The following is a 24,631-nucleotide window of genomic DNA, read 5'->3' as shown; positions in this document are numbered from 1 at the left end:
GGCGATCGTGACCCGGCGCGTGGTGGCGGGCGGGCTGCTCCTGGTGACCGCAGCGTCGGCCGTGGCGTGGGCCCTGGTCTATCCGCAGGGCGCAGTCACCGGCCCGCTGGTCCGCGCGCTCGCCGACATCACCGCGGTGGGCACGGTCGGCCTGGCCGCGGTGCCGCTGCTCGACACCACGCGGTTTCGCGCCGAGCTGGCGCGGGCAGCGGCCGGGCCGCTGGCGTTGTGCGGCGCGGGTTGGCTGCTGGCCGAGTTGGTGCGCCTGATCGTCGAGGCCGCGCAGACCGCGGCCCTGCCGGTGCACCGCATCGGACTCGGCACGGTCACCGAGTTCGCGCTGTACACCACGGTGGGCCGGTCCGGGCTGGTGAGCGTGATCGCGGCGCTGGGTGTCTGCCTCGTGGCGCTGCTCGCGCCGCGCACCGCGTCGACGACCGCGGTCACCGTGGGTCTGGCGGCGGCCGGTCTCACGGCCCGCACCTTGGCCGGTCATCTCTCGGAGAACCCGATCGGTGGGATGGCCGTCGCAGTGCACGCGCTGGCGGCTGCCGTCTGGTGCGGCGTGCTGGCCGCGCTGGTGCTGACCGTCACGCACCGCGGCCAATGGGCCCGCGTGCTGCCCCGGTTCTCTCAACTGTCGCTCGGTTGTGTTGCCGTGCTGCTGGTCGCCGGTGCGGCGGGCGCCCTGATCCGGCTGAACAGTCCGGCCGAGCTGTGGACCACGGGTTACGGCCGGCTGCTGACCGCGAAGATCCTGGTGACGGCCGGGCTGCTGGAGCTGGCCTGGCGCAACCGGGCCGATTGGCTGCCCGCGGCGCGGGCGCACCGGGCCAGCGCAAGCCTGTCGCGGTCGCGGTCGCTGACCGAACTGGCGATCATGACCGTTGCGCTCACCTTTGCCGCGGCGTTGGCCGTCGCGGCTTGACGATCCGGCCACCTGGCATGATGGGAACCACTGCCGGCCACCCCCCACACCGCGCTGGCGCGGAGCACCAGACACTGCAAAGGAGCAGCCAGATGGCAGAGCAGCAGGATCAGCCCGACGAGAAGCCGGACACCGCAGCCGAGTCCGCTTCGGCCGCACCGCCGGATGCCGTCGCCGATCCCGCGCCTGCACCCCCGGCGCCTGAACCTCCGGCGGCGAAGGCTCCCCCGGCCAAGAAGACTCCCGCCAAGAAAGCGCCTGCCAAAAAGGCCCCGGCGAAGAAGGCCCCCGCCAAGGCCGCGAAGAAGGCTCCGGCCAAGAAAGCGCCTGCGAAGAAGGCGCCCGCCAAGAAGGCTCCCACCAAACAACCCCCCGCACCCGCGCCAGATGTCGCGACCGCCGCCAAAGAGGCTGCGGCACAAGCCAAGTCAACAGTCGCTGCGGCAGCCAACCCGGTGTCCGGGCCACCACCGGCTCCGCTGGCCGGGCCGAGCTCGTCGCGGCTGCCGCTGGCCGCCGCACTGGCCGCGGGTGTCCTGGTGGTGCTGTTCATCCTCGTGACGCGCCGCCACAGCGACCCGGACGACGAGTAAATCGCCTTGACCCTGACGTGACGTCAGGGTCGATAGTTGGTGGCATGCACGCCAACTCGGACGCGCGGACGGTCGGAACGGTAGCCACCCTCACGGGTGTCTCCGTCCGAACGCTGCACCACTATGACCACATCGGCCTCGTGGTTCCGAGCGTGCGTACCGCGGCGGGTTACCGCGGCTATACCGACGCCGACATCGAGCGCCTGCATCTGGTTCTGGTGTACCGCTCGGTGGGGCTGGGCCTCGATGAGATCCGGACCCTGCTCGACGACGTCGACGCCGATGTACTCGCCCACCTGCACCGCCAGCACCGATTGCTGTGCGATCAGGCCGAGCAGCTGGAACAGAAGATCAAGGCAGTGGAGGAACTCATGAGCGCTCACAACAGCGGAATTCAACTGACCGCCGAGGAGCAGGTCGAACTCTTCGGTACCACCGCGTTCAGCGAGGAGTACGCCGAGGAGGCGCAGCAGCGCTGGGGCGACACCGAGGAATGGCGGCAGTCGCAGGAACGCACCGCCAAGATGACCAAGCGGGACTGGATCGAATTCAAGGCCGAGAACGACGCCCTCTTGCAGGCGCTGGCCGCAGGCAAGCGGTCCGGCGTCGAGGCCGGATCCGCGGCGGCCAATGCGCTGGCCGCCCGGCACCGGGCCAACATCTCGCGGTTCTTCGACTGCAGTGATGACATGCACATGTGCCTGGCTCGGATATACGTGGAGGACGAGCGCTACGGCAACTACTACGACGACGCCGAACCGGGGTTGGCCCAGTTCGTGCACGACATCATCGTGGCTAGCATCAACTGAGTGAGTATCGAACCCCGCGCCACCGCTGACCTGGTCGACGAGATCTACCCCGACGTCCGCAGCTGCGACCTGCAGTTGCAGAACTACGGGGCGAAGCCCGCGTTCGCCGGCCGGATCACCACGGTCCGCTGCTTCCAGGACAACGCGCTGCTCAAGTCGATTCTGTCCACGCCCGGCGACGGCGGCGTGCTCGTGGTGGACGGCGGCGGGTCGCTGCACACCGCGCTGGTGGGCGACATCATCGCGGGCCTTGCCGCCGACAACGGGTGGTCCGGGGTGATCGTGCACGGCGCCGTGCGGGACGCGGCGACGCTGCGCACCATCGATGTCGGCATCAAGGCGCTGGGGACCAATCCCCGCAAGGGCACCAAGACCGGTGAGGGCCAACGCGATGTCGAGGTCAGCTTCGGCGGCGTCACGTTCGTGCCGGGCGATATCGCCTACGCCGACGAGGACGGGATCGTCGTGGTCGCCCCATAGCGCAAGCAGTCCCCCCGCACGCGCGGGGGGACTGCTCGGCGGGAGACTAAACCGTCACGGCCGCACGGTGTTTGGTGAAGTGCAGCGACTCCTCGTCGACCTTGCCGTGGCGGATGGTCCGCAGGTCGAAGAAGTAGTTCTGCTTGAGGCGCCACGGCGCTTCCGAACCGGACTTGGGCAGGCTGTCCATGGCGCGCCGGAAGTAGCCCGGGGTGAAGTCCATGAACGGCAGCTCGTCGACCGCTTCGCCCGGATGCTCGGGCTCGACCTTGTCAAAGCCGTTGGCGTCCATGAAGTTCAGCACGCGGCAGATGAACTCCGAGACCAGGTCGGCCTTGAGTGTCCACGACGCGTTGGTGTAACCGAACGTGATGGCCATGTTGGGCACCCCGGAGAGCATCAAGCCCTTGTAGGTCATCGACTTGGTCAGGTCGATTTCCTCACCGTTGCGGGTGACGCTCGCGCCGCCGAACAGCTGCATGTTCAAACCTGTTGCGGTGATGATGATGTCGGCCTGCAGCTGCTCGCCCGAATTCAGCTTGATGCCGGTCTCGGTGAAGGTGTCGATGGTGTCGGTGACGACGTCGGCCTTGCCCGCCTTGATCGTCTTGAACAGATCGCCGTTGGGAGCGAGGCACAACCGCTCATCCCACGGGTTGTACCGCGGGCCGAAGTGCTTTTCGACGTCATAACCCTCCGGCAACCGGTGCTTGGCCATGGTGAGCAGGGTCTTGCGCATGTACTGCGGGAAGCGCCGGGCCAACTGGTACTGCGCGGTCGAGAAGCCGATGGCTTTCCAGCGATTCACGAAGTGCGCCAGGTTCTTCGGCAGGTACTTGTTGGCCTTCTCCGCGATCGGGTCGACCAACGGCAACGAGCCGATGTAGGTGGGCGAACGCTGCAGCATCGTGACGTGCCCGGCACCGCCCTTGACCAGTGACGGGATGAGCGTCACAGCGGTGGCGCCCGAGCCGATGACGACGATCTTCTTGCCTGCGTAGTCGAGACTCTCGGGCCAGTGCTGCGGGTGGATGATCTTGCCCTTGAAGTCCGCCGCGCCGGGGAACTCCGGCGAGTAGCCCTGGTCGTAGTTGTAGTAGCCGCTGCACACCGACAGGAACGAGCAGGTGATCTGCTTCTCCTCACCGTTGTTGTCGACGGTGAGCGTCCACTTGTTGTCCGCGTCGGACCAGTCGGCGTTGACGACGCGGTGGTTGACGCGGATGTGCTTCTTGATGCCGTTCTCGTCGGCGGCCTCGTTGATGTAGTTCCAGATGGACTTGCCGTCGGCGATCGAGTGCGCCGAGGTCCACGGCTTGAACCGGAAGCCGAGGGTGAACATGTCCGAGTCGGAACGAATGCCGGGGTACTTGAACAGATCCCAGGTGCCGCCGATGTTCTCGCGACGCTCCAGGATGGCGTAGCTCTTCGTGGGGCAGCGCTCCTGGAGGTGCCAGGCCGTGCTGATGCCGGAGATGCCGGCGCCGACGATCACAACGTCGAGGTGTTCGGTCATGGTACCGACGGTATCAACATGGTGTTGAGTAGGTCAACAGTGTGTTGAAAAATTCGACGCAGTGTTAGGCTGCCTGTTGTGACCACGCCCAGCACGACCCGCGCACCGCGCGGTCGCCGCGCCGCCCGCCCCTCGGGTGACGACCGCGAGGCTGCCATCCTCGCGACCGCGACGCAGCTGCTGGAGTCCAAGAAATTCGCCGACGTCTCGGTCGATGACCTGGCCAAAGGCGCCGGAATCTCCCGGCCCACGTTCTACTTCTACTTCCCGTCCAAGGAAGCCGTGCTGCTATCCCTGCTCGATCCCCTGATCAAGCGCGCCGACACGGGATTCGACAGCGCCATGGAAGACATGCCCGCCGAACCGAGGCGCGCGATCCGCCGCGGCATCGAGATCTTCTTCGACTCGTTCGGATCGCATCCGGCCACGGCGCGCGCCGGCGCCGAGGCACTGAACAGCAGCCCGGAGTTCCGCGCGTTCTGGGCCGGGCTCATGCAGAAGTGGATCAACCTGACCGCGGCGCTGATCACGGCCGAACGCCAACGCGGCGCCGCGCCGGACACCATTCCCGCGCTCGACCTGGCGACGTCGCTCAACCTCATGAACGAGCGGACCATGATGGCCGCGCTGTCCGGCGAACAGCCCGCGGTCGAACACGGCAAGGTCGTCGACACACTCGCGCACGTCTGGCTCAACAGCATCTACGGCAGCGTCTCGTAACTGTCGGCCCGGCATGCGAACATATGTTCGTGTCCGACGGGCAAGCAGCCGCCATCCTCCACGCGGATCTCGACTCGTTCTACGCATCGGTCGAGCAGCGTGACGATCCGGCGCTGCGCGGGCGCCCGGTGATCGTGGGCGGTGGCGTGGTGCTGGCGGCCAGCTACGAGGCCAAGGCGTTCGGGGTGCGCACCGCGATGGGCGGGAGGCAGGCCAGGGCGCTGTGTCCGCAGGCCGTCGTCGTGCCACCCCGCATGGCGGCGTACACGCAGGCCAGCCGGGACGTGTTCGACGTCTTCCACGACACCACGCCCGTGGTCGAGCCGCTGTCGGTCGACGAGGCGTTCCTCGACGTGTCGGGTCTGGGCCGGGTATCGGGCACGCCCGTCCAGATCGCGGCGAAGCTGCGCGAACAGGTCCGTGACCGCGTCGGGCTGCCCATCACGGTCGGCATCGCGCGCACCAAGTTCCTGGCCAAGGTCGCCAGCCAGGAGGCCAAGCCCGACGGGCTCCTACTCGTCCCGCCGGATCGGGAATTGGCGTTCCTGCACCCGCTCCCGGTGCGGCGATTGTGGGGCGTCGGCGCAAAGACCGCCGAGAAGTTGCACGCCCACGGTGTCGAGACCGTGGCCGATGTCGCCGAACTGTCCGAGTCGGCGCTGGCCACCATGGTCGGCGGGGCCATGGGGCACCAGTTGTTCGCGTTGTCGCGCAACATCGATCGGCGGCGGGTGACCACGGGCGTGCGGCGCCGGTCCGTGGGTGCGCAACGCGCGCTCGGTCAGCGCGGCAACACCATGTCACCCGCCGAGGTGGACGCCGTCGTGCTCAATCTCGTGGATCGCATCACGCGCCGCATGCGGTCGGCCGGGCGCACCGGACGCACGGTGGTATTGCGGTTGCGCTTCAACGACTTCGGGCGGGTCACGCGCTCGCACACGTTGCCCCGGGCCACGTCGTCCACCGAGGCGATCCTCGGCGCGGCTCGCGCGCTCGTCGCCGACGCGGCACCGCTGATCGCCGAACGCGGGCTGACGCTCATCGGGTTCGCGGTCTCCAACATCGACCGCGAGGGCACCCAGCAGTTGGAGCTGCCGTTCGAGCACCAGCCGGATCCCATCGCGATCGACTGCGCCATCGACGAAGTGCGGCAACGCTTCGGCAACGGACTTCTCACCCGGGGCGTGCTGGTGGGCCGCGACCCCGGTTTGGAGATGCCTATGCTGCCCGACTAAAAGAACTGGGCCGCAATGAAACCCGTGAGCAGCACCGCGAATCCGCCGATCTCACCGAAGATCAGGGCGGCCATGCCGGCGTGCAGGCCCGCGCCGGACTGGTCGAACTGATTGACGGTGTCGCGTTTTGCACCGTGGCCGATGTAGCTGGCGATCGCGGCGACGAAGAAGAACACCAGCACCATGGCCGCGGTGAGGTTCACCCACGTCGGCCAGGCACTGAGTTCGACGAACACCGCGACCAACAGGGTCGCGAACGAATAGAGCAATGCGGCCCGGTGCGCGATGTCGACGTAGGGGTGGGCCAGATGGTTCTCGCTTGTCGCCATCTGCCGGTACTTCCACACGCCGAGGACCAGCGCCAGCAGGAAGATAAACCCGGCGGTCAGCAGCGTGACGACGGTGTCGATGCCGAGTTCAGCGCGCATCGCGCAGAGTCTAATTGAGTAGTCTCACGGATCCGCCGGGCGGCGAACCACGCCAGGCTGTGAAACATGAACGCATTCAACGACACGTCGAAAGTCACCGCGGCCTTCTTCCTCCAGGCGGCGATCGCCTTCGGCGCGAGCTTCCTCGGTCTGCTCGGCGGTGTGCTTTTCCTTCCGCTCGACCTGTGGCAGCGGTTGTTCCTCGCGATGACCGTGCTGTTCCTCGTGACGAGTTCGTTCACGCTGGCCAAGGTGATCCGCGATCAGCAGGAAGCCGCCACCATCCGGGTCCGGCTCGATGAGGCGCGCATGGAGAAGCTGATCGCCGAACACAATCCGTTCACGTCAGCCGCGTGAGGTCCAGTCCAGGAGCTGCTCGGCGGGCCAGGTGTTGACGATACGGTCGGCGGGCACCCCGGCGTCGAGCGCGCGCTGCGCCCCGTAGCCGAGGAAGTCGAGTTGTCCCGGTGCGTGCGAATCGGTGTCGATGCTGAACAGGCACCCGATGTCGAACGCGAGGTTGAGCAGCCGCGTCGGCGGATCCCGCCGCTCGGGCCGCGAGTTGATCTCGACGGCCGTGCCGTGATCGCGGCACGCGGTGAACACCTTCTCGGCGTCGAACTTCGACTCGGGCCGGGTGCCGCGGCCTCCGGTGACCAGGCGCCCCGTGCAGTGCCCGAGCACGTCGGTGTGCGGGTTGGCGACGGCTTTGAGCATGCGGCGCGTCATCGATGGGGCGTCCATCGCGAGCTTCGAATGCACGCTGGCCACCACGACGTCGAGACGCTCCAGCAGCTCGGGTTCCTGATCCAAGGAACCGTCCTCGAGGATGTCGACCTCGATGCCGGTGAGGATCCGCAGCGGAGCGACGGTCTCGCGGATCTCCTCGATCACGTCGAGTTGTTCACGCAACCGCTCCGGCGAGAGCCCGTTGGCGATCTTGAGCCGCGGCGAATGGTCGGTCAGCGCGCAGTATTCGTGGCCCAGATCCCGTGCGGCGAGCATCATCTCCTCGATCGGGGCGGAACCGTCCGACCAGTTCGAGTGCACGTGCAGGTCGCCGCGTAACGCCGCGCGAAGCTCGCCTCCGCCGAGATCGCCTGCATGGGACCGCAGTTCGACCAGCGCGTCGGGCTCACGGCCCGACCAGGCCTGTGCGATCACCGTGGCGGTCTTCGGGCCGATGCCCGGCAACGACTGCCAGCCGTTGGTCGCGCCCAGCTTTTCCCGCTGGGCATCGGTCAGCGCCTCGACGATGTCGGCCGCCTTGCGATAGGCCATCACGCGCCGCGGTTCTTCGCGGGCGCGGTCCTTGTAGTACGCGATCTGGCGCAGTGCGGTCACCGGATCCATGGGCTCCAGTGTGCCGGTTGCGGCACGCGCGGGCACCCGGCTAGGCTGACTTGCAAACTTATTCAATCCATCAAGTCATCAGGTCGTACCGTGCCCCACCGCTTCCTCGGCAGTCCCGAACAGCCGCTGTACGAGATCAAGGCCAACCTGTTCAAGGCCCTGGCCCACCCGGCGCGGATCCGGATCCTCGAAATCCTCTCCGCGAGTGGCGAACCCACCGCGGTGAGCGAGATACTGGCCGAGACCGAGATCGAGGCGACGCTGCTGTCACAACACCTCGCGGTGCTCAAGCGCCATCATGTGGTGAGCGGCCGCCGCGTCGGCAATGCGGTGTTCTACGAACTGGCGCACCCCAAGATCTCCGAGTTACTGGTGATCGCGCGGACGTTCCTGGCCGACACGCTGGGCGCGCAACGCGATCAGCTCGAGGCGTTGCAGACGCTGCCGCCGATCGGACAGAACCCGTGATCGCACGCCTGCTGCCCCATCGCGACGACTACGCCGAGCTGCCGCGCTCGTGGCGACGCGACGTCGTCGCCGGGGTGACCGTCGGCGTCGTGGCGCTGCCACTGGCGTTGGCGTTCGGCATCAGCTCGGGCGTGGGCGCGGCAGCCGGGCTGATCACCGCGGTGGTCGCGGGTCTGGTGGCGGCCGTGTTCGGCGGTTCGCACGTGCAGGTGTCCGGGCCGACGGGTGCGATGGCCGTCGTGCTCGCGCCGATCGTCGCGCAACACGGGCTCGGCAGCATCGCGCTGGTGACCGTGGTGGCCGGTCTGTTGGTACTGGCGGCCGGGGTCTCCGGGCTGGGCCGGGCGGTCACGTTCATTCCGTGGCCCGTAATCGAGGGGTTCACCCTCGGCATCGCGACCATCATCTTCCTGCAGCAGGTGCCCGCCGCGTTCGCGCAGCAGCCGCCGGCCGGTGCGCGAACACTGCCCGCCGCGCTCACGGTCGTCGCCGGCGCCGACTGGCCCGCAGCGGCGAAAACCCTTGGCGTGGTTGCGGTGGTCGCGGCGCTCATGGTCACGCTCCCCCGGCTGCATCGCGCCATCCCCGAGTCGCTCACCGCGGTGATCGTCGCGACGGTCCTGGTCGCGGCGCTGCACATCCCGGTCGCTCGGATCGGCGAGTTGCCGTCGCATCTGCCCTCTCCGGTGCTGCCGCACGCCGACCTGGGCGCGTTGCGCACCCTGCTCGGTGCGGCACTGGCCATCGCCGCGCTCGCGGCCATCGAGTCGCTGCTGTCGGCCCGGGTCGCGGCGACCATGTCGCCGACCGGGCCGTACGATCCCGACCGCGAGCTGGTGGGACAGGGCCTGGCCTCGGTCGCGTCGGGCGTGTTCGGCGGCATGCCCGCGACCGGGGCGATCGCGCGGACCGCGGTCAACGTCCGCTCAGGTGCCAGGACGCGGGTCGCGGCGATCGTGCACTCGCTGGTGCTGCTGGGTGTGGTGTACCTCGCGACCGGGCCGGTGTCGACAATTCCGCTCGCGGCATTGGCCGGCGTGCTGATGGTGACGTCGTTCCGGATGATCTCGGCGGGCACGATCCGCAAGATCCTGCGCTCGACACGGTCCGACGCGCTGACCTTCGTGCTGACCGCGGCGGTGACCGTGTGCTTCGACCTGATCGAGGCCGTCGAGATCGGGATCGTGGTGGCCGCGTTCTTCGCGTTGCGTTCGGTGGCCCGGCGCAGCAGCGTGGTCCGCGAAGAGCTGCCCGGCCCGCGGTTGCCCGGCGACGACCAGATCGCGCTGCTGCGCCTCGACGGCGCGATGTTCTTCGGTGCGGCCGAACGCATTTCGAACGCGATCGTGGACGCCGAGCATCCGCACACATCGGTCGTCATCATCCGCATGTCGCAACTGGGCATGCTCGACGCCACGGGCGCACACACGCTCGCGGAGATCGCCGCCGAACTGGAGTCGCGCGGTATCACCGTCATCATCAAGGGCGTGCGCCCCGAACACGCCGAGTTGCTGGCCAACGTCGGCGTGTTCGAGTCACTGCGCCACGAGAATCACCTGGTCGATTCGCTCGACGACGCCGTCGAGCATGCGCGCACGCACGTCGCGCACCGTCCGCACTGAGGCCGGTTACGGCACGATGCGGATCAGCTTCTTGTTGACGAATTCGTCGATGCCGTACTTGCCGAGTTCGCGCCCGTAGCCGGAGCGTTTGATCCCGCCGAACGGCAGCTCGACGCCTTCGGCGCCCACGGCGTTGACGAACACCATGCCCGCCTCGATCCGATCGGCAACCCGCTTGGCCTGGTCGGGATCTGTGGTGAACACGTAGGATCCGAGCCCGAACGGGGTGTCGTTGGCGACGGCCACCGCCTCGTCCTCGGAGCCGACCTTGTACACCACCGCGACCGGCCCGAACAGCTCCTGACCGTAGATCGGGTTGTCCTCGGTGACCCCGGTCAGCACGCCGGGCGGGAAGAACGCGCCCTTGCGCTCGCCGGCCGACGTCAGCTTCGCGCCGCCTTCGACCGCCGTCTTGACCTGCTGCTCCAGCGTCTCGGCCGCCCGCACCGAGGACAGCGGGGCGACGCCTTCGGCGGTCGCGAGAATCTTCTCGGTGAACTTCGTCAGGAAGTCGTCGTAGACGTCCTCGGCGACGATGAACCGCTTGGCGGCGTTACAGGCCTGCCCGGTGTTCTCCATCCGGCCTGCGACGGCGGATTCGACGGTGGCGTCCAGATCGTCGGTCGACAGCACCACGAAGGGGTCGGAGCCACCGAGCTCGAGCACGCACTTCTTCAGGTGCCGTCCGGCAATCTCGGCGACCGCGGCGCCCGCCCGCTCGGATCCGGTGAGCGAAACCGCCGCCACGCGCGGGTCGGCGATGATCTCGGCAACCTGGTCGTTGGTCGCGCGGATGTCGATATAGGCGCCCTGCGGGAATCCCGCCTCAAGGAAGATCAGCTGCAGCAGTTCGGCCGATTCGGGGCACTGCGGCGCATGCTTGAGCAGAATTGTGTTGCCCACCACCAGGTTTGGTCCGGCGAACCGCGCCACCTGGTAGTACGGGTAGTTCCACGGCATGATGCCGAGCAGCACGCCGATGGGTCCGCGCTTGACCACCGCGGTGCCCTCTCCGTCGAGCAACGTGATCTCCTCGTCGGCGAGGAACTTCTCGGCGTTGTCGGCGTAGTACTGGTAGATCGCCGCGCAGAAGTCGACCTCACCCAGGGATTGGTCCATGGGCTTGCCCATTTCCCGGTTGATGACCTTCGCCAGTTGTTCCCGACGCTCCTCGTGCAGCTTGGCGACCTTGCCGAGAAGCGCGGCCCGGTCGGCCACCGTGGTGGTGCGCGCCCAGGTACGGGCGGTCTTGGCCGCCGCGTCGATGGCGGCCTCGATCTCGGCATCGGTTGCAGTCGGGTAGGTGGCGACGACCTCCGTGGTCGCCGGATCGATGACTGCATACTCGCTCATAATTGTTCACTCCTGGTCGCTCGGAGGGTGTACTCCCACGCGAGATTACCCAGCGCATGCCGAAATTGGCTCGGAAGCAAAAACGCCGAAGCAGGAAATATTCAGCTACCGCGACTAGTTTCGGTGTACGTGCGATTCGCCTTCAAAACTTCTCCGCAGAACACTGCCTGGGCCGACATGCTTGCCATCTGGCGGGTGGCCGACACCATCGACGTCTACGAATCGGGCTGGACGTTCGACCACTTCTACCCGATCTTCTCCGACCCCACCGGCCCCTGTCTGGAGGGCTGGACCACGTTGACCGCGCTGGCCCAGGCAACCGAACGCCTCCGCGTCGGTGTGCTCGTCACCGGCATCCACTACCGCCATCCCGCCGTGTTGGCGAATATGGCTGCGGCGCTTGACATCATCTCCGACGGACGGCTGGAGCTGGGCATCGGCGCCGGCTGGAACGAAGAGGAGTCCGGTGCATACGGCATCGAACTCGGCAGCATCAAGGAACGCTTCGACCGCTTCGAAGAGGCGTGCGAGGTGCTCAAGGGTCTCCTGAGCCAGGAGACGACGACATTCGACGGCAAGTACTACCAACTCAAGGACGCCCGTAACGAGCCCAAGGGTCCGCAGCAGCCGCACCCGCCGTTCTGCATCGGCGGCAGCGGCGAGAAGCGCACGTTGCGGATCACCGCCAAGTACGCCGATCACTGGAACTTCGTGGGCGGGCCGCCCGAGGAGTTCGCCCGCAAGCGCGACGTGCTTGCCGCACACTGCGCCGATCTCGGTCGCGACCCCGGGGAGATCACGTTGTCCGCGCATGTGCGGCTGGGTGAGGACCGGGATTACGCCAAGGTTGTCGACGAGGCCGCGGCCCTCGGAGCCGAAGGGCTCGACCTGGCCATCATCTACCTGCCGCCGCCATACGACACCGCGGTCCTCGAGCCGTTGGCCGAGGCGATCCGGGATTCCGGACAGTTGAGCACCTAGGACCGCCGCAAAAGGGCCCGGTCGCCAGTGGCGGCCGGGCCTTATTTGTCGAATACGTCGAAATACTTAGCCAAGCAAAGACGGCGAACGCCACGTGGGGCTGTTACCCGAGGTGGCGGTAGGTGCGTCAGACCCCGAAGCGCAGTAGCTCGTCGGCGGTCACCAGGCGCTCGTTCTTTGCCGGGAACTCACGGCTTTTCACGGGATGGCGAAGCAATGACCAGGCAATTCGACCCATCCGTGACCGACTGAGCGGATTCATGTACACGGTGATCACTCCTGCGACGTTCTGATAGCTGTACCCGTAGCTCTACGTTACCGCAGCGCTCTCATGAAGTCATTAGATACCCAATCTCCGGCAAACAGTGTGAGCCACGCCGCGCAAAAATCTGATGATTCTAGTGAGGCTGTTGGGACTGATGTGGCGATCGATCCCGCTATGTGCGTGGCTTGCATCACACGTCGGCGCGCACTGTGAAGTCACATAACAATGCGGTAACAAAGCGGGCAAAGATAAGAAAGCCCCCCAATCCACAAGCTCGGATCAGGCGCGGGCCAGCTCCTCGTCCAGGAATTCCGGCGGGTAATCCTCGATGTCGTCCGCCGAGGCCAGGGGCGTTTCGTCGGGCTCGCCCGGGTCGCGGCCCGCGCTCACGTACAGCCAGCTGGCCGCCCCGACCAGGACGCACACGAAGGTCAGCGGATACCACCCGCTCATCAGCTGGCCCGCCCAGAACCGGCGCAGATCCAGGAAGTTCCAGTACACCCCGCTGAAATACATGGTCGTGTGATTGCGCCCGGGGCGGTGCAGCGTCCACATGAACGTCAGCGCGTACAGCGCGGCGGCCCGGTACACCCAGCCGAGCACCCACGGGCGCGTGGCCGTGCAGGCCTTGGCGACGAGCCAGAAGATCGCCGGCGCGAACCACACCCAGTGCGCCGCCCAGCTGAACGGCGACACCGCGCAACCCATCAAGCCCACCAGCACCACGGCAAGCGCACGTTCCCCTCGGCGATGCGCCCACGCGGCGACCGCGAGACCGGCCGCGACCACCAGCAGGCTCAGCACCAGCCACAGCCATTCCGGGCGCGGATCGGGCGCGAAGAACCGCGCGAGAAATCCGTTGATCGACTGATTGGCGAGGTGATCGAGGCGGCTGATGTGTGAGGTGTCGCCGAGGTGGCTCCAGAACCATGCGCTGTCGCGTGGCAGCAGCGGCCAGGTGAGCGCCGCGGTGGTCACGAACGTCGCCGCCGCGACCGCCGAGGTGCGCCACTGCCGGGTGATCAGCAGGTACGGCAGGAACACGAGCGGGGTCAGCTTGATGCCCGCCGCGAGCCCCAGCCCGATCCCCCGCCAGCGGGAGCCCGCGGGCCGCAACAGGTCGAGCAGCACCAAGCCCATGAGCAGGACGTTGATCTGCCCCCACCACAGGGTGGCCTGCACCGGCTCGACATCGATGACGATGACTGCGAGCGCGGCACTCATCACGGCCAGCCGGTGGTCGGCGCGGAAACCGGCCAGGCGCATGATGCGCCACGCGATGAGCGCCAGCACACAGATCGAAAGCCCCAGCAGCGCCCACTTCGCGACGTCGAAATCGGCCCAGCCGAACGGCGCGAGTACCAGGGCCGCGAACGGCGGGTAGACGAACCAGGCACCCCGTAGCGCCGGTGTCTCGTACAGGGGCTTGCCGTCCCACAGCCCGTTCACGGCCGCCCGGTAGGTGTCCAGGTCGTAGTTGTTCTCGGTCAGCCCGTAGAACTGCGTCTGGAACGGAACCAGGTGATTGTGCACCGCCACCGCGAGTACCGCGGCGACCAGCGCACCTGTGACGACGCGACGGCGCAGCCTCATCCCCCCACCCACTGGGCCGGCTACCGCTGCGGAGCCGCCGTCGGCTTGATCGGCGCGGGCAGCGCGGTCTGGCCCATCAGGTAGCGGTCCGCCGCGGCGGCCGCGGCGCGGCCCTCGGCGATGGCCCACACGATCAGCGACTGTCCGCGGCCCATGTCACCCGCGACGAACACACCGGGGATGCTGGTCTGGAAGTCCTTGTCGCGCGCGACGTTTCCGCGGTCGGTGAGCTCGACACCGAGTTCGGTGAGCAGGCCCTCACGCTCCGGACCCACAAAGCCCATGGCCAGGAACACGATGTCGGCGTCCAACTCGAAGTCCGAGCCTTCGACCTTCTCGAACTTGCCCGCGTTCATGACGACTTCGTGGACCTTGAGCGACGACACCTTGCCGTCGGTCCCGACGAACTGCTCGGTGTTCACCGAGAACACGCGCTCACCGCCCTCTTCGTGTGCCGAGGACACCCGGAACATCAACGGATACGTCGGCCATGGCGTCGAATCCGCACGCGACTCCGGCGGACGCGGCATGATCTCGAACTGGTGGATGCTCTCGGCGCCCTGCCGGTGCGCGGTGCCGAGGCAGTCCGCGCCGGTGTCGCCACCGCCGATGATGACGACCTTCTTGCCCTTGGCCGTGATCGGCGGCTCGCCGTCCGGTCCAAGCACGTCGTCGCCGTTCTGCACGCGGTTGGCCCACGGCAGGTACTCCATGGCCTGGTGGATGCCGTCGAGCTCGCGGCCCGGGATCGGCAGGTCGCGCCACGCGGTCGCACCGCCGGCCAGCACCACGGCGTCGAAGTCTTCCTGCAGCTGCTCGGCGGTGATGTCGACGCCGACGTTGACGCCGGTGCGGAACTGCGTGCCCTCGGCCGCCATCTGCTCGAGGCGGCGGTCGATGTGGCGCTTCTCCATCTTGAATTCCGGGATGCCGTAGCGCAGCAGCCCGCCGATGCGGTCGGCCCGCTCGAACACCGTCACGTCGTGACCGGCGCGCGTGAGCTGCTGTGCGGCGGCCAGCCCGGCAGGCCCGGACCCGACCACGGCGACCTTCTTGCCGGTCAGCACGCCGGGGGGCAGCGGCTTGACCCAGCCCTGCTCGAAGGCGTTGTCGATGATCTCGACCTCGACCTGCTTGATGGTCACGGGATCCTGGTTGATGCCCAGCACACACGACGCTTCGCACGGAGCGGGGCACAGCCGGCCCGTGAACTCCGGGAAGTTGTTGGTGGCGTGCAGCCGTTCGATGGCGTCGCGCCACCGGTCGCGGAACACCAGGTCGTTCCACTCGGGGATCAGGTTGCCCAGCGGGCAGCCGTTGTGACAGAAGGGAATTCCGCAGTCCATGCACCGTGACGCCTGGACCTGAAGCGTCTCGTGGGAGAAGTCCTCGTAGACCTCTTTCCAGTCCTTGAGGCGCAGCGGAACGGGCCGGCGGGCCGGCAGTTCGCGGGACGTGTGCTTGAGGAAGCCGTTCGGATCAGCCACGGGCCGCCGCCATGATCGCCTCGTTGACGTCCTCGCCGGCCGTCTCTGCCTCGGAGATCGCCACCAGTACCCGCTTGTAGTCGCGTGGCATCACCTTGCGGATCTTGCGCTGCTGACTGGGCCAGTCGGCAAGAATTCGTTGTCCCACAGCCGAATCCGTCGCATCGACGTGCGCGGTGATCATGCCGTGCAGCCACTCGAGGTCGGCGTCGTCCAGTTCGTCAAGATCGACCATCTCTGTATTCAGGTTCCCCGCCAGCTTGTTGTCGGGGTCGTACACGTAGGCCACGCCGCCGGACATGCCCGCGGCGAAGTTGCGCCCGGTCGAGCCAAGGATCACCACCTTGCCGCCGGTCATGTACTCGCAGCCGTGGTCGCCCACGCCTTCGACGACCGCGTGCGCGCCGGAGTTGCGGACCGCGAACCGCTCGCCCACCACGCCGCGGAGGAAGGCCTGGCCGCTGGTGGCGCCGAACAGGATCACGTTGCCGCCGATGATGTTGTTCTCGGCGATGTAGTCGGCGGGGGCGCTGTCCGACGGCCGCACCACGATGCGACCACCCGAGAGGCCCTTGCCCACATAGTCGTTGGCGTCGCCGTACACGCGCAGCGTGATCCCGCGCGGCACGAATGCGCCGAAGCTGTTGCCGGCCGAGCCTTCGAACGTGATGTCGATGGTTCCGTCCGGAAGCCCCTGGCCGCCGTAAACCTTGGTGACCTCGTGGCCGAGCATGGTGCCGACCGTCCGGTTCACGTTGGCGATCTTGGTGGTGAACCGCACGGGCGTGCCCGCATCGAGCGCTTCCCGGCTCTGCACGATGAGCTGCTGATCCAGCGCCTTGTCCAGGCCGTGGTCCTGCCGCGAGCTGCAGTACAGATCCTGGTTCATGAACGCCGACTCGGGCTCGTGCAGCACGGGCGACAGGTCGAGCTTGTATGCCTTCCAGTGCTCGGCGGCGCGGGTGGTGTCCAGCGCGCCGACCTGGCCGACCATCTCGTTGACGGTGCGGAAGCCCAGCTGGGCCATGAGCTCGCGGACCTCTTCGGCGATGAACATGAAGAAGTTCTCGACGAACTCCGGCTTGCCGTTGAAGCGCTGCCGCAGCACGGGGTTCTGCGTGGCCACACCCACCGGGCAGGTATCGAGGTGGCAGACCCGCATCATGATGCAGCCCGACACCACGAGCGGTGCGGTCGCGAAGCCGAACTCCTCGGCGCCGAGCAACGCGGCGATCACCACGTCGCGCCCGGTCTTGAGCTGGCCGTCGACCTGCACCACAATGCGGTCGCGAAGCCCGTTGAGCAGCAAGGTCTGCTGCGTCTCGGCCAGGCCCAGCTCCCACGGCGCACCCGCGTGCTTCTGCGAGGTCAGCGGCGTCGCGCCGGTGCCGCCGTCGTGCCCGGAGATCAGCACCACGTCGGCGTGTGCCTTCGAGACACCGGCCGCGACGGTGCCGACGCCGTTCTCGCTCACCAGCTTGACGTGGATACGCGCCTGCGGGTTCGCGTTCTTCAGGTCGTGGATCAGCTGGGCCAGATCCTCGATCGAGTAGATGTCGTGGTGCGGCGGCGGCGAGATCAGGCCGACACCCGGCGTGGAGTGCCGCACCTCGGCCACCCACGGGTACACCTTGTGACCCGGAAGTTGGCCGCCCTCACCAGGTTTCGCACCCTGGGCCATCTTGATCTGGATGTCGGTGCAGTTGGTCAGGTAGTGGCTCGTCACGCCGAACCGTGCCGAGGCCACCTGCTTGATGGCACTGCGGCGCCAGTCGCCGTTGGCGTCGGGGTCGAACCGGTCGACGCTCTCGCCGCCCTCACCCGAGTTCGACCGGCCGCCGAGCCGGTTCATCGCGATGGCCAGGGTCTCGTGCGCCTCGGCCGAGATCGAGCCGTAGCTCATCGCGCCGGTCGAGAAGCGCTTGACGATCTCGCTCGCGGGCTCCACCTCGTCGATCGGGATCGGCTCGCGCACACCTTCTTTGAACTTCAGCAGGCCGCGCAGCGAGGCCATGCGCTCGCTCTGGTCGTCGACCAGTGCGGTGTACTCCTTGAATATCGAGTACTGCCCGGTGCGCGTGGAGTGCTGCAGCTTGAACACCGTGTCCGGGTTGAACAGGTGGTACTCGCCCTCGCGGCGCCACTGGTATTCGCCGCCGACCTCGAGCTCGCGGTGCGCCCACTCATCGGGCCGGTCCAGGTAGGCCAGTTCGTGCCGGGCCGCGACGTCGGCCGCGATGTCGTCGAGGTCGATTCCGCCTGTCGGGCAGTGCAATCCGGTGAAGTACTCGTCGAGCACGCGCTGGCTGATGCCGACGGCCTGGAACAGCTGCGCACCGGTGTAGGAGGCCAGCGTCGAGATGCCCATCTTGGACATCACCTTGAGCACACCCTTGCCCGCGGCCTTGACGTAGTTGGCCTTGGCCTGGTCGCTGGTCAGCCCGGTGATGACCCCGCGGTCGATCATGTCCTCGATCGACTCGAACGCCATGTACGGGTTGATGGCCGCCGCACCGAAACCACACAGCATGGCCATATGGTGCACCTCGCGGGCGTCGCCTGCCTCGACCACGAGACCGACCTGGGTGCGCGTGCGCTCCCGGACCAGGTGGTGGTGCACCGCGGCGACCGCCAGCAGCGACGGGATCGGCGCGAGCCACTCGTTGGATTCGCGGTCGGACAGCACGATGATGCGGGCCCCGTTGCGGATGGCCTGCGACACCTTGGTGCGGACGTCCTCCAGCGCGCGACGCAGGCCCGTGCCGCCGTCGGCGACCGGGTACAGGCAGCTCACCACGGCCGCCCGCATGCCGTGCTTGTGGCCGCGGATCTCATGGTCGGGGTCGACGTCGATGAGCTTGGAGAGTTCGGCGTTGCGCAGGATCGGCTGGCTCAGCACGATCTGGCGGCACGAGTTCTCGTCGGGGTTGAGCAGGTCACCCTCGGGCCCGATGACGCCTTGCAGGCTCGTCACCACCTCTTCGCGGATCGCGTCGAGCGGCGGGTTGGTGACCTGGGCGAACAGCTGCTGGAAGTAGTCGAACAGCATGCGCGGCCGCTGCGACAGCACCGCGATGGGGGTGTCGGTGCCCATCGAGCCGAGCGCCTCGGCGCCGGTGCGGGCCATGGGCGCGATCAGCAGGTTCAGTTCCTCGTAGGTGTAACCGAAGGCCTGCTGGCGCAGCACCACGCGGTGGTGCGGCATCTTGACGTACTTGCCCGGCGGCAGGTCGTCGATGTGGAACAGGCCCGCGTCGAGCCATTCCTGGTAGGGCTTCTCGGCCGCGAGCTCGGCCTTGATCTCCTCGTCGGAGACGATGCGGCCCTGCGCGGTGTCCACCAGGAACATGCGGCCGGGCCGCAGGCGCATCTTCTGTACGACGGTCGACGGGTCGAGGTCGAGCACTCCGGCCTCCGAGGCCATCACGACCAGGCCGTCCTTGGTGACCCAGATGCGCGACGGCCGCAGGCCGTTGCGGTCGAGCACGGCGCCGACGATGGTGCCGTCGGTGAAGCACACCGAGGCCGGGCCGTCCCACGGCTCCATGAGCGAGCCGTGGTACTGGTAGAACGCCCGCCGCGCGGGATCCATCTCCTCGTTGCGCTCCCACGCCTCGGGGATCATCATCAGCACCGCGTGGTGCAGGGGACGCCCGCCCAGGTGCAGCAGCTCGAGCACCTCGTCGAACCGCGCGGTGTCGGACGCCCCTGGCGTACAGACGGGGAAAATCTTGTTCAGGTCGTTGTGGTACCCGAAGACGTCGGTGTGAATGAGCGCCTCGCGGGCCCGCATCCAGTTCTCGTTGCCGGTGACGGTGTTGATCTCACCGTTGTGGGCGACGCGCCGGAACGGGTGCGCCAGCGGCCACGACGGGAACGTGTTGGTGGAGAACCGCGAGTGCACGATGCCCAGCGCGCTGGTCATGCGCTCGTCCTGCAGGTCCAGGTAGAACGCCCGCAGCTGCGGCGTGGTCAGCATGCCCTTGTAGACGAAGGTCTTGCCGGACAGGCTCGGGAAGTACACGGTCTCGCGTCCGGGGCCGTCCTGCCCGGGACCCTTGGTGCCCAGTTCGTGTTCGGCGCGCTTGCGGATCACGAATGCGCGCCGTTCCAGCTCAATGTCGGAGGCGCCGCCGATGAACACCTGGCGCAGCGTCGGCATCGCGTCGCGCGCGAGCGCACCCAGCGACGAGTCGTCGTAGGGCACGTCGCGCCAGCCGAGCAGCTGCAGGCCTTCGGCCTCGACGATCTTCTCGACGGCCTCGCAGGCCAGCTTGGCGTCGCGCGAGGACTGCGGCAGGAATGCCATACCGGTGGCGTAGCTGCCCTCGGGCGGCAGTTCGAAGTCGCACACGGCCCGCAGGAACGCGTCGGGCACCTGCAGCAGGATGCCCGCGCCGTCGCCGGTGTTCGGCTCGGCGCCTGCGGCACCTCGGTGTTCCAGGTTCAGCAGCGCCGTGATCGCCTTGTCGACGATGTCGCGGCTGCGACGGCCGTGCATGTCGGCAACCATGGCCACGCCGCATGCATCGTGCTCGTATGCGGGGTTGTACATGCCCTGGCTGCTGCTCTGCTGCCCTCCGAATGTGCTGGGCGTCATTCCCACCTAGCCCTTCAACCTGCTTCCATGAGGAAGCTCACCGCTATTGGCCGACTTTGCGACCGCCTCCAGCTGGTGTTAGCCGGCCCGGCGATGGAATGCCTTCGTGCAGCATTGGACGACGGCTATGTCCCACACGCCATAAGTGGAGAAAACGATAGGGCACACAGGGTGCGACATGCCAACTAAGCCAAGGCTAACCATGCTCACGGGCCGGATCCGAGCCACCCGCTCGGCGCGTCGACCTGCTGCGCGAATCACGTTGTCACCCTTGCCTTTTCACACCACAGCCGATACGCCCGGCACACCCCTGTTCCGGGCTCCACATCGCCCTTCGCCGCAAACCTGTTTGCTGGACAAATCAAGCCAGGTCGTTATCGTGCTGTTATAGGGCGTATATCGCTTTGCACAAAAGCCTAGTCAGATTCTTAGAGTTCGCCGTAACGCCTGCACAACGGCGTCAGACCGCGGATCCGGGCGACGCACTTACCGCTGAGCGGCGGGCGATTCCGCAGTAGCATCCGCTGCATGCCCGAAGCGCGGGAAACCCAAGGCGGCCTGGGCGGTTTCCTCCGGCGCTCGGGGTATGTGCGGAAATGGCTCATTCTCGGCGTCACCATCGGCGTCATCGCGGGCCTCGGCGCGGTGGTGTTCTACCTCGCGCTCGACTACACCGGTCGGTTCCTGCTCGGGTACCTCGGCGGATACGACATCCCGAAACCGGCCGGGGATGGCGATGACGCCGGATCCCCGGGCTTCGACCGGCCGTGGGCGATCCCGCTGATCACCTTCGGCGGTGCCCTGCTGTCGGCGTGGCTGGTGGCGACGTTCGCACCGGAAGCCGAAGGGCACGGCACCGACGACGCGATCGAGGCCGTCCACACCGATCCGCGGGGCATTCGCGGCCGGGCGATCGTGGTGAAGACCATCGCGAGCGCCCTGACGATCGGATCGGGCGGGTCCGGAGGCCGCGAGGGGCCCGCGGCCCACATCTCCGCCGGTTTCGGCTCGCTGTTGACGCGTTGGCTCGATCTCGACGACGAGGACGGACGGCTCGCGGTGTCGCTGGGCATCGGCGCGGGCATCGGCGCGATCTTCGGGGCCCCGCTCGGCGGCGCGGTGCTGGCCGCGTCGATCGTCTACCGCGAGGATTTCGACTACCGGGCGCTGGTGCCCGGTTTCATCACGTCGGCAACGGCCTATGCGGTGCTGGGGTCCATCCTCGGGTTCGATCCGCTGTTCGGTTCGTTGGCCGCCGATTACCGGTTCGAACATCCGGCCGACCTCGGTTGGTTCGTGGTGCTCGGCGTTGCCGCCGCAGCGGTCGGCTGGCTGTATGCCCGGGTCTTCTACGGCACCGCGGCGCTCACCGCCAAGCTGCCAGGCAACAAGATCGTCAAGCCCGCGGTCGGCGGGCTCGCGGTCGGGCTGCTGGCCCTCGCCATCCCACAGGTCTTGGCCAGCGGCTACGGATGGGCCCAAAAGGCCGCGGACACAGACACTTTGATGACCATTCCGCTGTGGATCGTGCTGCTCATGCCGTTCGCGAAGATCGTCGCGACCTCGCTGTCCATCGGGACGGGCGGCTCGGGCGGCATCTTCGGGCCCGGCGTGGTGATCGGTGCGTTCGTCGGAGCCGCGCTGTGGCGGCTCGGCGAAGCACTCGGCATACCAGGCCTTCCCGACACCCCAGCGGTGTTCGTGGTGGTCGGCATGATGGCCTGTTTCGGCAGCGTCGCGCACGCACCGCTGGCCGTGATGATCATGGTTGCCGAGATGACCGGTTCGTTCACCGTCATCCCCGGCGCCATGGTCGCCGTGGGGATCGCATGCCTGGTGATCTCGCGGACGAATGTGTCGATCTACCGGGCACAGCGGCTCGACCGCAACAGCGCATAACGACCGGTTGCGATCGGCCAACGATTCGGTCACAACCGTAATGCCATCGGCCAGTGGCGTGTGACTCTCCGAATGTATGCATCACCCATGACGCATCCAGCTGCGGAGGAGTCAGCATGCGCGAACCGACATTGGCACATCGATTGGCCGCAGAATTCATCGGCACGTTCTGGCTGGTTCTCGGCGGCTGCGGCAGCGCCGTGTTCGCCGCCAAGTTCACGACCGATACCGGGCTGTCCCTGGGTATCGGGTTCCTCGGCGTCGCCCTCGCGTTCGGCCTCACGGTGCTCACCGGGGTCTACGCCTTCGGCACCATCTCGGGCGGGCACTTCAATCCCGCGGTCACCCTCGGCGCGGCCCTGGCCAAACGCGTCGAGTGGAAAGCGTTGGTGCCGTACTGGATAACCCAGGTCGTCGGCGGCCTGGTCGCCGGCGTGGTGATCTACATCGTGGCCAAGGGCAAAGAAGGCTGGACCGCCACCGGCAACATGGCGGCCAACGGATACGGCGATCACTCCCCGGGCGGGTTCTCCCTGGCCTCCGTACTGATCGCCGAGATCGTGCTGACCGCGGTCTTCCTGCTGGTCATCCTCGGCTCGACCGACGATCGCGCACCGAAGGGCTTCGCGGGCTTGGCAATCGGGCTCACGTTGACCTTGATCCACCTGATCTCGATCCCGATCTCCAACACGTCGGTCAACCCGGCCCGCTCCACCGCGGTCGCGTTCTTCAACGGGGACGGGGCGCCGGCGCAGCTGTGGGCATTCTGGCTGGCGCCGTTGGTCGGTGCGGCGATAGCAGGCGTGGCCTACCCGTTCCTGTTCGGTGTGGCCGAGGAACTCGCCGAGCGGCCCGTGCGTGACGACGCGCTGGAATAGTCAGGTCAGGTGGTCGAACTCGCCGCTGACCCAGCGGATGTGCGTCTCGGCCGACCGGTGCACCACACCCTTGGCGTCCTGATCGATCTCGTCACCGCCCAGCGTGTAGAGCCGGTCGTAGTCGTAGGCGTCGAGCCGGTCCACGATGCGCTGCACCACCGCGGCCGAGAGCGGAACGTGCTTGGGGAAGTTGCGCTGGAACGACACCCAGTTCCTGGCCAGGCCGCCGCTGATGGTGTCGCCGACCAGGAGTGTGCCGTCGGCGGTCAGCGCCACAGAGCTTCCCCGCATGTGGCCGCCGACGTGCAGCAGCCGGACACCGGGGACCGGCTCGTGCTCGCCCTTCCAGAGTTTGATGACCGGGTCGGTTCGCGGAAGCCATTCCCGGTCAAGCGCATTCACATAGACCGGCACGTCACCGAACTCCCGGCTCCAGGACAATTGGGCGCCGAACATGTGTGGGTGGCTCGACGCGATCGCGGTGACCCCGCCGAGCCCGCGCACCAGGCCGGCGATCTCGGCGTCGAGATAGGCCGGCGCATCCCACAGCAGGTTGCCGTGCGCGGTCTGCACCAGGAACGACCGGTGCCCGATCGCGAACCGCGGCTCCCTGCGCAGGCTGTGCACACCCCGCCCGTGGTCCACGTGCTCGGTGTGGTGTGGTTGCGCGGCAAGTAGTTCCAACGTGGTCCAGGTGCCGTGCGGCGGGAGGTCGCCGCGTTCCTCGATCGCGACGACCTCCGATGTCAGCACGCACGTGTTCTCGGCGGGCCTGTCGTCGGATTCCGGGTGTTCGATTCCGCATCCGGTGCATATCCAGGTAGGCATGGCCCGAGACTGCCACCTCAACAAGGGTTGAGGTCAACCCGTGAAATCAGCTGCGCGCCTTGCTCGCCGCGCCGCGTTCGGTGGTTTCGCCCGAATGTGTGAGCTTGCCGCCCGCACTCTCCAGATGCGCCCGGACGAACCACTGGAATTTCTCGAGTTCGGCGGAATGGTTGATCAGCATGTCCTGTGACACGAGGTCGAGTTGGTCGAGCCGATGGATGCCCTTGCGGGTGTCCTCGATCACCCCGGTGTAGACGAGGTCGAGTGCGGCCAGGTGGGCCTGCACGGTGTCGCGGCCCACGGAGTAGTCGTCCCAGGTCCGGTCGGCGACGATCGCGCCCGGCGTGCCCTTCGGCGACTTGCCGAGGGCCGCGATACGTTCGGCCACCTCGTCGGCGTAGCCACGGACCAGCGCAACCTGCGGATCGATCATCTCGTGCACACCGATGAAGTTGGGCCCCACCACATTCCAGTGAATGTGTTTGAGGGTCAGATGGAGGTCGTTGTAGGTGCTCAGCTGCTTCTGCAGCAGTTCGGCCACCTCGTTGCCGTCCTTCTCGGAGAGGCCCGGAATGGTGAACGCCGTCATCGTCGC

General features: G+C 67.3%; 21 protein-coding genes. 12 read left to right on the top strand and 9 right to left on the bottom strand.

Going from position 1 to position 24,631, the window contains the following annotated elements; all coding sequences use genetic code 11:
- Positions 1–4 precede the first annotated feature (4 nt).
- From G6N67_RS13770 to rraA, 4 genes are all read left to right on the top strand, one after another.
- Positions 5–928, top strand: a complete 924-nt coding sequence (locus G6N67_RS13770; protein WP_036431078.1) for a CopD family protein — start codon at positions 5–7, stop codon at positions 926–928.
- Positions 929–1,020: 92 nt separating this feature from the next.
- On the top strand, positions 1,021–1,521 hold the full coding sequence (locus G6N67_RS13765) for a hypothetical protein (protein ID WP_036431075.1): 501 nt from the start codon (positions 1,021–1,023) through the stop codon (positions 1,519–1,521).
- Between the two features lie 44 nt (positions 1,522–1,565).
- On the top strand, positions 1,566–2,330 hold the full coding sequence (locus G6N67_RS13760; protein WP_036431073.1) for a MerR family transcriptional regulator: 765 nt from the start codon (positions 1,566–1,568) through the stop codon (positions 2,328–2,330).
- Positions 2,331–2,810 carry a ribonuclease E activity regulator RraA gene (rraA, locus tag G6N67_RS13755; protein WP_036431071.1) on the top strand — a complete coding sequence of 160 codons (480 nt, stop codon included), beginning with the start codon at positions 2,331–2,333 and terminating at the stop codon, positions 2,808–2,810. It abuts the gene before it with no gap.
- A 46-nt stretch (positions 2,811–2,856) separates the two neighbouring features.
- Here rraA and G6N67_RS13750 read toward each other — a convergent pair whose 3' ends face one another.
- Positions 2,857–4,326 (bottom strand): flavin-containing monooxygenase, encoded by a 1,470-nt coding sequence (locus tag G6N67_RS13750; RefSeq protein ID WP_036431068.1) that lies wholly within the window; start codon positions 4,324–4,326, stop codon positions 2,857–2,859.
- A 78-nt stretch (positions 4,327–4,404) separates the two neighbouring features.
- On the opposite strand from G6N67_RS13750, the gene G6N67_RS13745 reads away from it, so the two are divergent.
- Positions 4,405–5,046, top strand: a complete 642-nt coding sequence (locus tag G6N67_RS13745; protein WP_036431065.1) for a TetR/AcrR family transcriptional regulator — start codon at positions 4,405–4,407, stop codon at positions 5,044–5,046.
- Positions 5,047–5,069: 23 nt separating this feature from the next.
- The gene (gene dinB, locus G6N67_RS13740) at positions 5,070–6,281 is read left to right on the top strand and encodes a DNA polymerase IV (protein ID WP_036431062.1); all 1,212 of its coding nucleotides are present in this window, start codon (positions 5,070–5,072) and stop codon (positions 6,279–6,281) included.
- Here the strand turns inward: dinB and G6N67_RS13735 are convergent.
- Positions 6,278–6,709: a hypothetical protein gene (locus G6N67_RS13735; protein ID WP_036431061.1), complete on the bottom strand. Its 432-nt coding sequence runs from the start codon at positions 6,707–6,709 to the stop codon at positions 6,278–6,280. The two genes, dinB and G6N67_RS13735, sit on opposite strands and share 4 nt — an antisense overlap.
- Before the next feature lie 66 nt (positions 6,710–6,775).
- On the opposite strand from G6N67_RS13735, the gene G6N67_RS13730 reads away from it, so the two are divergent.
- The gene (locus G6N67_RS13730) at positions 6,776–7,066 is read left to right on the top strand and encodes a YiaA/YiaB family inner membrane protein (protein ID WP_036431059.1); all 291 of its coding nucleotides are present in this window, start codon (positions 6,776–6,778) and stop codon (positions 7,064–7,066) included.
- Here the strand turns inward: G6N67_RS13730 and G6N67_RS13725 are convergent.
- Positions 7,055–8,062: a PHP domain-containing protein gene (locus G6N67_RS13725; protein WP_036435125.1), complete on the bottom strand. Its 1,008-nt coding sequence runs from the start codon at positions 8,060–8,062 to the stop codon at positions 7,055–7,057. The two genes, G6N67_RS13730 and G6N67_RS13725, sit on opposite strands and share 12 nt — an antisense overlap.
- Before the next feature lie 90 nt (positions 8,063–8,152).
- On the opposite strand from G6N67_RS13725, the gene G6N67_RS13720 reads away from it, so the two are divergent.
- Positions 8,153–8,530, top strand: coding sequence for an ArsR/SmtB family transcription factor (locus G6N67_RS13720; protein WP_036431056.1), 378 nt, complete (start codon positions 8,153–8,155; stop codon positions 8,528–8,530).
- Entirely contained in the window at positions 8,527–10,152 is a 1,626-nt protein-coding gene (locus G6N67_RS13715) for a SulP family inorganic anion transporter (protein ID WP_036431053.1), read from the top strand. The genes G6N67_RS13720 and G6N67_RS13715 overlap by 4 nt, the downstream gene beginning before the upstream one ends.
- 6 nt (positions 10,153–10,158) lie before the next feature.
- Here the strand turns inward: G6N67_RS13715 and G6N67_RS13710 are convergent, their stop codons facing one another.
- A complete protein-coding gene (locus tag G6N67_RS13710; protein ID WP_036431050.1) occupies positions 10,159–11,505 on the bottom strand; it encodes an NAD-dependent succinate-semialdehyde dehydrogenase in 1,347 nt (448 codons plus the stop codon).
- 129 nt (positions 11,506–11,634) lie between these two features.
- Here G6N67_RS13710 and G6N67_RS13705 point away from each other — a divergent pair, with 129 nt between their 5' ends.
- On the top strand, positions 11,635–12,486 hold the full coding sequence (locus tag G6N67_RS13705; protein ID WP_036435123.1) for an LLM class F420-dependent oxidoreductase: 852 nt from the start codon (positions 11,635–11,637) through the stop codon (positions 12,484–12,486).
- A gap of 544 nt (positions 12,487–13,030) precedes the next feature.
- On the opposite strand, the gene G6N67_RS13700 is transcribed toward G6N67_RS13705, so the two are convergent.
- From G6N67_RS13700 to gltB, 3 genes are read right to left on the bottom strand one after another with little or no spacing between them, the layout of a single operon-like run.
- Complete coding sequence (locus G6N67_RS13700) at positions 13,031–14,344, bottom strand: glycosyltransferase 87 family protein (RefSeq protein ID WP_036431047.1); 1,314 nt, start codon at positions 14,342–14,344, stop codon at positions 13,031–13,033.
- A gap of 20 nt (positions 14,345–14,364) precedes the next feature.
- Positions 14,365–15,831 (bottom strand): glutamate synthase subunit beta, encoded by a 1,467-nt coding sequence (locus tag G6N67_RS13695; RefSeq protein ID WP_036431043.1) that lies wholly within the window; start codon positions 15,829–15,831, stop codon positions 14,365–14,367.
- On the bottom strand, positions 15,824–20,431 hold the full coding sequence (gene gltB, locus G6N67_RS13690; protein WP_051578619.1) for a glutamate synthase large subunit: 4,608 nt from the start codon (positions 20,429–20,431) through the stop codon (positions 15,824–15,826). The genes G6N67_RS13695 and gltB overlap by 8 nt, the downstream gene beginning before the upstream one ends.
- A 528-nt stretch (positions 20,432–20,959) precedes the next feature.
- Here gltB and G6N67_RS13685 point away from each other — a divergent pair.
- Together G6N67_RS13685 and aqpZ are read left to right on the top strand one after the other, a co-directional pair.
- Complete coding sequence (locus G6N67_RS13685; RefSeq protein ID WP_036431041.1) at positions 20,960–22,330, top strand: chloride channel protein; 1,371 nt, start codon at positions 20,960–20,962, stop codon at positions 22,328–22,330.
- A 116-nt stretch (positions 22,331–22,446) separates the two neighbouring features.
- Positions 22,447–23,208: an aquaporin Z gene (aqpZ, locus tag G6N67_RS13680; protein WP_036431038.1), complete on the top strand. Its 762-nt coding sequence runs from the start codon at positions 22,447–22,449 to the stop codon at positions 23,206–23,208.
- Here aqpZ and G6N67_RS13675 read toward each other — a convergent pair whose 3' ends face one another.
- On the bottom strand, positions 23,209–24,036 hold the full coding sequence (locus G6N67_RS13675; RefSeq protein ID WP_036431035.1) for an MBL fold metallo-hydrolase: 828 nt from the start codon (positions 24,034–24,036) through the stop codon (positions 23,209–23,211). It abuts the gene before it with no gap.
- Between the two features lie 46 nt (positions 24,037–24,082).
- Positions 24,083–24,625, bottom strand: a complete 543-nt coding sequence (locus tag G6N67_RS13670) for a Dps family protein (RefSeq protein ID WP_036431031.1) — start codon at positions 24,623–24,625, stop codon at positions 24,083–24,085.
- Positions 24,626–24,631: the final 6 nt, after the last annotated feature.

Origin of the sequence: Mycolicibacterium mageritense, from assembly GCF_010727475.1 — a bacterium.
GTDB lineage: Bacteria > Actinomycetota > Actinomycetes > Mycobacteriales > Mycobacteriaceae > Mycobacterium > Mycobacterium mageritense.
Note: the sequence above shows the minus strand (reverse complement) of the source record. Positions and strands in the feature narration are given on the sequence as shown.

Excerpts from the sequence above, each read along its gene's own strand:
- G6N67_RS13765 (WP_036431075.1), top strand. The coding sequence starts at position 1,021 with ATGGCAGAGCAGCAGGATCAGCCCGACGAGAAGCCGGACACCGCAGCC.
- G6N67_RS13750 (WP_036431068.1), bottom strand. The coding sequence starts at position 4,326 with ATGACCGAACACCTCGACGTTGTGATCGTCGGCGCCGGCATCTCCGGC.
- G6N67_RS13675 (WP_036431035.1), bottom strand. The coding sequence starts at position 24,036 with ATGCCTACCTGGATATGCACCGGATGCGGAATCGAACACCCGGAATCC.
- G6N67_RS13760 (WP_036431073.1), top strand. The coding sequence starts at position 1,566 with ATGCACGCCAACTCGGACGCGCGGACGGTCGGAACGGTAGCCACCCTC.
- gltB (WP_051578619.1), bottom strand. The coding sequence starts at position 20,431 with ATGACGCCCAGCACATTCGGAGGGCAGCAGAGCAGCAGCCAGGGCATG.
- G6N67_RS13685 (WP_036431041.1), top strand. The coding sequence starts at position 20,960 with ATGCCCGAAGCGCGGGAAACCCAAGGCGGCCTGGGCGGTTTCCTCCGG.
- G6N67_RS13730 (WP_036431059.1), top strand. The coding sequence starts at position 6,776 with ATGAACGCATTCAACGACACGTCGAAAGTCACCGCGGCCTTCTTCCTC.
- G6N67_RS13670 (WP_036431031.1), bottom strand. The coding sequence starts at position 24,625 with ATGACGGCGTTCACCATTCCGGGCCTCTCCGAGAAGGACGGCAACGAG.
- G6N67_RS13700 (WP_036431047.1), bottom strand. The coding sequence starts at position 14,344 with ATGAGGCTGCGCCGTCGCGTCGTCACAGGTGCGCTGGTCGCCGCGGTA.
- G6N67_RS13725 (WP_036435125.1), bottom strand. The coding sequence starts at position 8,062 with ATGGATCCGGTGACCGCACTGCGCCAGATCGCGTACTACAAGGACCGC.
- G6N67_RS13735 (WP_036431061.1), bottom strand. The coding sequence starts at position 6,709 with ATGCGCGCTGAACTCGGCATCGACACCGTCGTCACGCTGCTGACCGCC.
- G6N67_RS13710 (WP_036431050.1), bottom strand. The coding sequence starts at position 11,505 with ATGAGCGAGTATGCAGTCATCGATCCGGCGACCACGGAGGTCGTCGCC.
- aqpZ (WP_036431038.1), top strand. The coding sequence starts at position 22,447 with ATGCGCGAACCGACATTGGCACATCGATTGGCCGCAGAATTCATCGGC.
- dinB (WP_036431062.1), top strand. The coding sequence starts at position 5,070 with ATGTTCGTGTCCGACGGGCAAGCAGCCGCCATCCTCCACGCGGATCTC.